The sequence below is a fragment of the Streptomyces sp. SID5910 genome (genome assembly GCF_009862125.1).
Classification (GTDB): Bacteria; Actinomycetota; Actinomycetes; order Streptomycetales; family Streptomycetaceae; genus Streptomyces.
Genome location: NZ_WWHX01000518.1, coordinates 1 through 461, shown reverse-complemented (window position 1 = coordinate 461; position 461 = coordinate 1). Strand labels below are relative to the sequence as shown.

Below are 461 nucleotides of genomic sequence, written 5' to 3'. Positions count from 1 at the left end.
GCACCCACCCGTGCCGCCCTAGGCGGCACGATTGCCCGCGGATCACGTGGCCGTGGTGCCCGGTGTCAGGGGGTGTGGGTTTCTGATTCGAGCATTTGGCGGGTGGCTTCGCCGTATACGCCCAAGTCGTCCGTGCGGATGCCGCGGGCCCATTGGTAGGTGCTGACCGCGTCCTCCACCTGGGGGTTGTAGGTGCCGTTGATCTCGCCCATGTACAGGTACAGCTGGGCCAGGCGCTGCTGGAGTTCCGTGACCTCCGAGCCGCGGTCGCCGCGTTGCAGCGTGCCGCCACCGCCGTCGTCCTCCCCGTCCTCCTCGGGGGCGAAAGCGGGCGCGCTCGGTGTGGGCGTGGTCGTGGACGTGGTCGGCTCCGGGGAGCGGGACGGGGTCGGTGAGGCCGTCGATGCCGAGGGGGAAGGGGAGGGGGAGGAAGAGGGGGACGGTGACGGGGACGGGCTTGT

At 70.7% G+C, this 461-nt stretch carries 1 protein-coding gene; it reads right to left on the bottom strand.

Going from position 1 to position 461, the window contains the following annotated elements:
* Positions 1-65: 65 nt before the first annotated feature.
* Positions 66-461: peptidoglycan-binding domain-containing protein (locus tag GTW67_RS18435; protein ID WP_161165923.1), on the bottom strand; the 396-nt coding region annotated here is incomplete at its 5' end.